This is a genomic window from Chrysosporum bergii ANA360D (assembly GCF_029891735.1).
In the GTDB taxonomy this organism is placed as follows: Bacteria; Cyanobacteriota; Cyanobacteriia; order Cyanobacteriales; family Nostocaceae; genus Umezakia; species Umezakia bergii.
Window position 1 is genome coordinate 88142 of the sequence record NZ_JANQDH010000051.1, and the last position, 6101, is coordinate 94242.

7 protein-coding genes and 1 tRNA gene are annotated in these 6101 nt (G+C 42.1%); 3 read left to right on the top strand and 5 right to left on the bottom strand.

Annotated features, from left to right (window positions below; translation table 11 throughout):
- Positions 1-168 precede the first annotated feature (168 nt).
- The 3 genes from NWP17_RS08530 to NWP17_RS08540 form a co-directional block, all read right to left on the bottom strand.
- Positions 169-687: a photosystem I reaction center protein subunit XI gene (locus tag NWP17_RS08530; RefSeq protein ID WP_280654483.1), complete on the bottom strand. Its 519-nt coding sequence runs from the start codon at positions 685-687 to the stop codon at positions 169-171.
- A 264-nt stretch (positions 688-951) separates the two neighbouring features.
- Entirely contained in the window at positions 952-1101 is a 150-nt protein-coding gene (gene psaJ, locus NWP17_RS08535) for a photosystem I reaction center subunit IX (RefSeq protein ID WP_280654484.1), read from the bottom strand.
- Between the two features lie 40 nt (positions 1102-1141).
- The gene (locus NWP17_RS08540; protein WP_280654485.1) at positions 1142-1636 is read right to left on the bottom strand and encodes a Photosystem I reaction center subunit III; all 495 of its coding nucleotides are present in this window, start codon (positions 1634-1636) and stop codon (positions 1142-1144) included.
- Positions 1637-1813: 177 nt separating this feature from the next.
- Between NWP17_RS08540 and tsaD the strand changes: the two genes are divergently transcribed.
- Positions 1814-2863, top strand: coding sequence for a tRNA (adenosine(37)-N6)-threonylcarbamoyltransferase complex transferase subunit TsaD (gene tsaD / locus NWP17_RS08545; RefSeq protein WP_280654486.1), 1050 nt, complete (start codon positions 1814-1816; stop codon positions 2861-2863).
- Positions 2864-2976: 113 nt separating this feature from the next.
- Here tsaD and NWP17_RS08550 read toward each other — a convergent pair whose 3' ends face one another.
- Positions 2977-3885: an alpha/beta fold hydrolase gene (locus NWP17_RS08550; protein ID WP_280654487.1), complete on the bottom strand. Its 909-nt coding sequence runs from the start codon at positions 3883-3885 to the stop codon at positions 2977-2979.
- Between the two features lie 71 nt (positions 3886-3956).
- Positions 3957-4676 (bottom strand): hypothetical protein, encoded by a 720-nt coding sequence (locus NWP17_RS08555; RefSeq protein WP_280654488.1) that lies wholly within the window; start codon positions 4674-4676, stop codon positions 3957-3959.
- Between the two features lie 349 nt (positions 4677-5025).
- On the opposite strand from NWP17_RS08555, the gene NWP17_RS08560 reads away from it, so the two are divergent.
- Together NWP17_RS08560 and NWP17_RS08565 are read left to right on the top strand one after the other, a co-directional pair.
- Positions 5026-5577 carry a GNAT family N-acetyltransferase gene (locus NWP17_RS08560; RefSeq protein ID WP_280654489.1) on the top strand — a complete coding sequence of 184 codons (552 nt, stop codon included), beginning with the start codon at positions 5026-5028 and terminating at the stop codon, positions 5575-5577.
- 188 nt (positions 5578-5765) lie between these two features.
- A tRNA-Pro gene (locus tag NWP17_RS08565) sits at positions 5766-5839 on the top strand.
- Positions 5840-6101 lie beyond the last annotated feature (262 nt).

The window sequence follows — 6101 nt, forward strand, 5'->3', positions numbered from 1 at the left end:
TGTTACTAAGCATTGTTTGCGCCCAACTAACAAGGACACAAAGGAAAAGCCCCGCTCTTCGTTTGTGTCCTGACAATCAAATACGGGACATCAGGCATGGGTAATACTAAAACATAATTAACAATTAGCTATTACCAACGCCTTATGCCCAATAATCAATTAGTTAAATTAACCAAATAGACCTTGAATGAGTCCTAAATTGTTAGTCAAGAAATAAGCGACCACGGCACCGCCAATACCACCAATTAAGAAAGAACTGGCAAAATTATTCCAGTTTTCTTTGGAGTTAAAAGCATCTACTGGTGGGTTTGGTACAGTTACACTAGCCAGTGCTTTGGCGGGATTACTATTGGCATACAAAGATAGGCAAGCAGTGAGAATCACCACTAAGCCAACAGATCCTAGTAAACCGGCTAAGTTAGCATGAATGTCATCACGTAGCGGTCCCAGTTTAGCAAAAGGTCCAAATAGCAGGTAACCATGAGCCATACCCACTTCTAGCCCACGTCTGGAAGGATTAAGACCTTGACGATAGGCGGGCAAGTTATTAATAAACCACTTCACCAAGGGAGAGGAGTTAATGGGGGTTTCTAAGTTTCCTTGCTGGGGATCACGTCCTGCTGCGGCCACAACCTCACGATTTCTAGCATCGCTGGGGAGATTTTTGGATAAATTTGCTTTGGTCATATTTTGTCTTGGCCTTTCAATTAAAATGGTGGCATTTTTATATTATTGATAATGTTGTAGCTAAAAAAATATTTTTAGCTAGGAAGTTAAAAAAAATTAATTTATCTGGTTTGATTAAACTATGAAACTCGTAATGCTATTAATAGCATTACGAGATCCATCATCTATATTTCTACTAATTTGAGTGATACTTTTACTTGTTCAGGCGGAGTAGTCCCAGTACAAATCAGCAGAAAATATTTAAGATGAAATTCCCTTTTCTACCTATGGCAGTGGGTGGAAGAGTAAGTCAGGGAAAAAGCGGTTAAATTCAATTAAAATCCCTGCTGTAATGGTTAGCCAGATAGTGGCTGCCACGGGAGCAGTAGAAAGAAATGTGAGCAAATAGGAGGATTTATCGCCTTTGTCAGCCATGAATTTAGTCTCCAAAACAAATGAACTAAGTTAACCAGAATTAACGGGGAGAAACAGTAATTTCGGAATCTTTAGCGGTTAATTCCCCTGACAGTAACTCTTTCACCGCTGCTACGGGCCAGGCAAAGCCTGTGGTGATAATGGGTAGTGCTAAACCAAGATCGATTTGGATTTCTTTGGTTTCGGTGTCAGATTCATTCTTGATGGCTTGCAAGTAAGCGCGACCTACCCAGCCAATCCAACCTGCAATATACAAAAAGAGAATACCGGGGATCAGGAAGTCACCAGCCCGATCAAGGCGACCATCAACAATCAAGTGAGGGTAGCCTTCAGGTCCACACAGTGCTTGAGAATAACGCTCAAACCGCTTTTTACCTGATTCCGGATCGGCGGTGGTGTTACGGGCATTTTGTGCTAGCTCTTGAAATGCGGGAGAGTCTTTACAGGGTACTAAGTCAGCCCCCAGTGCTTGGGCAGGGGGGGCAAAGTTAGACCAAAGACAAATCGCTAAAATCAAAGCAAACAATCGTCTCATAGATTTGTTTCCTTTTATTACAAAACAAAAAGTTTTTTGTACAAAACGAAGCGGCTTGTACATTCTTTTATTTGCATAACTAGCAAGTAATGATACTCTTGAGCGGCCACGGAGTAAAGTTTAACTAAATAAAAGTTAAAGCTTCTCTAACAAATCTTTACTTAACACCAATCTACAATGGCAACTGTTTTAGCAATAGAAACCAGCTGCGATGAAACTGCCGTGGCAATTGTGAACAATCGTCAAGTTTATAGCAGTATCGTAGCTTCCCAAATCCCAGTTCATTGTCAATATGGCGGGGTAGTGCCAGAAGTGGCATCTCGTCAGCATTTAGAAACAATTAATCAAGCCATCACTCAGGCTTTACACCAAGCCCAACTGGACTGGGATCAAATAGACGGCATTGCGGCCACTTGCGCCCCTGGACTGGTGGGGGCGCTGTTGGTAGGATTAACTGCGGCCAAAACTTTGGCAATGTTACACAATAAGCCATTTTTAGGAGTTCATCACCTCGAAGGTCATATTTACGCGACTTATTTGAGTGAGCCAAGTTTAAACCCCCCATTTCTTAGCTTACTCGTTTCTGGTGGACATACAAGCTTGATTTACGTCAAAGATTGTGGTAGTTACGAAACCTTGGGAGAAACTCGCGATGATGCGGCAGGTGAGGCTTTTGATAAGGTAGCCCGGTTGTTAAAGCTGGGTTATCCCGGCGGACCTGTCATTGACAAACTAGCACAAACAGGCAATCCCCGCGCCTTTACTTTGCCAGAAGGTAAGGTTTCTTTGCCAAGTGGGGGATATCATCCCTATGACAATAGTTTTAGTGGCTTAAAAACGGCGGTACTGCGGTTAGTGCAGCAGTTAGAAAAAGAGCAAGAACCATTACCAGTGGCTGATTTAGCAGCTAGCTTTCAGGAAACTGTGGCTCGATCGCTGACCAAAAGAGCGATCGCCTGCGCCCTGGATTATAGTCTTGGTACTATTGCCGTTGGTGGAGGGGTAGCAGCAAACACCAGCCTAAGAAAAATCCTACAGGCATCTGCTACCGAGCATAACCTGCGGGTTCTGTTCCCACCCATGAAATACTGTACTGATAACGCGGCCATGATTGGCTGTGCTGCTTCTCATCACCTATCACTGGGTCATACATCACCTTTAACTTTAGGTGTTGAGTCTAGGTTACCACTCACCCAAGTAATGAAATTGTATTATAGCAAATTTTAACAAAGTGAGGTACGTCCTTAGCTGGTAAGATGCTTGTAAGACAAGACTGTGAGATTTTAAATTTGTATCTCACGTGGTTAAGAAATGCTATAATTAATGACCCAGATACTCTGTTAACTGTTAACTATTGACCTGATGTGAGCAGCAACGGCATCTGGCTGTTCTAACATTGCCAAGTGACCACAATCGGGAATTTCAATTACATTGTCGCCGGTGTATTGAAAAAGTCGATGAAAACTAGCCAAGTGGCGGACATATTTAGGTTCCATCACTTTGTCATCACTACCGGCCAAAAAATACACTGGTTGCTGTAATTGTGAGACTAGCTGTGGTAAACGGTTAACTTCTTCTTCGGTTGTCGAGTCCAGCAATGCTCCCAGTGCTGCTTCCGGGTCAGCCATGACAAAATCAATCACTCGCTGACGGGCCCAATGACGATTTAGTGGACGGGCTACACTGGCTCTGCTAAACAACAAATCAACTAAAGGTACATGGGACAGCCAGCGGGGGCGGACTTGCAAAAATCTTTGACCAGCTGAACGAAACTGCTCAAAGGCCTCCTTGAGATAAATACCACCTCCTGCGTTGATACATATAACACCTTGAACACATTGGGGTATTTGAGCCGCCGCCCAAAGTGCAATTGTCCCTCCCAGGGAATGTCCAATCAACCAAGCACTATTAATATTCATCTGTTTCAGAAGTACGGCTAATTCTTGAGCATAAACAGATGGTGTATAAATAGAATCAAAAGGTAAACTAAACTTATCAGGTGATTTAGAACTCAAGGTGACAGAACTTTCCACCCCACTAAAATTAGGTTCTGGCTGAGACTTGGATTCACCAAAACCTCGTAGATCATAGGACAAGCACTGCCAATCTACTGACAGGCGAGAAATTACAGGTTGCCAATAGCCACGACTATTTAGCCAACCGTGGATAAAGACTAAAGTATGGGGATAGGAAGTAGGAGCGGTTAGCTCGTATGCGTGTGGAACGCCCAAAATTTCAATAGTTGCCATACTTAAGATTTTCCTCTACTCAAGAACTTTTGGCATGGTGGAAACCTCTCTGTGACTAGTTGACTGTATATTTATTTACCTAACAATCTTAACTTCACCCCTTCAGCAATTTTGTGTCCCAAATATTCAGGAATCAAGCTTTCATTGGGACCCAACAAGTAAAGAATCAGGCGTGTGCGTCCACGCCAAACCAGCAAATTGGCATTGACTACTAATAGGTCTTCTTGCCAAATGGTGTACATGACTTTGTAAAATAGTCCCGGTTGATTGTCAGCCTCAATTACCAATGCTGGAAGGTGAAATACTGGATCAACATAAAACTCTGTCTGTACCTGCTCTAGTCCACTGTCTAGATTGAATTCTACTGCCAGCATTTCTTCTACCTCAAACCGCCCCGCTAAGGCTTCACGAATGGCGCGGCAAACATTTTCTCCCGTTTTATCAGTCAGGGCTTTACTGCCACGAGATACCAGAAGCTTGAGAAAAACTAACATTGGCGGTCTAATGTGACCATATAAACTGATACCATGTATAGTTAGTCCATAAGCAGCTAATACACCAAAAATATCACTGAGCAGAAACGACTGGTTGCGGTAAGCAAAATGCAGGGCGCTTTTGCTACCTTCGGACTTTAACTCGATCACCGCACGCTTTGTTTGATAAAGGCGGTAAGCTAACCGCAAATTTTGCAGTTGAATCTCACTACTCACAAATTGCCCGTAGAACTGCGGAAATGCTCGGTTAAAGCGCTTTAATAGTTCCAGTGTGGAAGATTGTAAACCAGAAGCCATTGTTGGGTGTAGGATTCCCTTGCATTGATCTTTTTTTGCCTATATCTAAGGATAAGGGCTTGTATGTAATTATTACCCAATCTCTAATCCCTAATTCCCCATCAATGCAAATTCATTTCCTCCTCTCCGGTTTTTGAGAAATTTCTCCTAGGCTGGACAATAAAATGCTAATATGGGAAATGATTGGTATGAAACACGTTACAAAAAGCAGAGTCCATGACAAATTCCGGAAACATCTCCAAAAATTTAAGTGAGAACGGTATTTAAAGGAGGCAACTTTTTTAAGCGTGAATCAACACTCCACTGAAAGTGTAAGCCAATTTAGTTATACTACCCGAACCACGCTGGCATGGGTTTTTGGAAAACTTGGTTTAATAGTCCTGAGTCTGTAGCGACAAGTAAAACAACCTCTTTTGAAGAAATTACAGGGTCTGTTGCGGGCAAGTCTAGCTCTGACAAGACTAACGAAGCGTCTCAAAAGGAGGCTAAGATAGTTTTTAGTTCAGATCGAGATATTGACCTCTATGAACTAGAAGAACTTTGTGATGCCGTTGGTTGGTCGCGTCGTCCCTTAAGAAAAGTTAAGAAAGCCATTGAGCATAGTTTTCTCGTAGCCTCTATGTGGCAAGTGCGGGGAAACCAAAAACGGCTGATTGGTTTCGCTCGTGCTACTTCAGACCACGCCTTTAACGCCACTATTTGGGATGTGGTAGTTCATCCGGACTTTCAAGGTAAAGGACTGGGTAAGGCGCTGATGAAATACGTACTGAAAAAGCTCAGAAGTGAAGAAATTAGCAATGTTACTCTGTTTGCTGATCCTCATGTTGTGGATTTTTACAGGGGGATGGGTTTTATGTCTGACCCGGAAGGTATTAAAGGTATGTTCTGGTATCCTCAATAATTTTGAGGATAGTGCTACTATTGATAGTATAGCTGTATTTTACCAGGGTATTAGCTGATAATACAAAAAATTAAATTGGCTAGCCAAAATATTTTAATCGTGCTATCATAGTTTTGTGTTCTTGGTAAGCTCTATATTTAGCTAAATTTAACGGCTGAATAGCAGCGGTAAAATTAAATTAACTATTCCGGGATGTAGCGCAGCTTGGTAGCGCGCCTGCTTTGGGAGCAGGATGTCGCAGGTTCAAATCCTGTCATCCCGATTGTTACTGTATAAGACTTCTAGGAAATTTATGGGTTTAACCCAAACTCTATAAAACCTACTTTAACCCAAAATTAACCCGCGTCAATATACTACGTAAAGTAATTTTGTGTAATACGTAGATAAGTACTATAACAAGTTGATATAAATATGGCATAATAATATTAGAGGCTAGAACCCTTACTGTATAACAGTTACAGCGTTTTATAGGGAGGGTCAAACCTTATAAGCCTTATACAGTAAGGGTTGTAGAATTTTCTTAT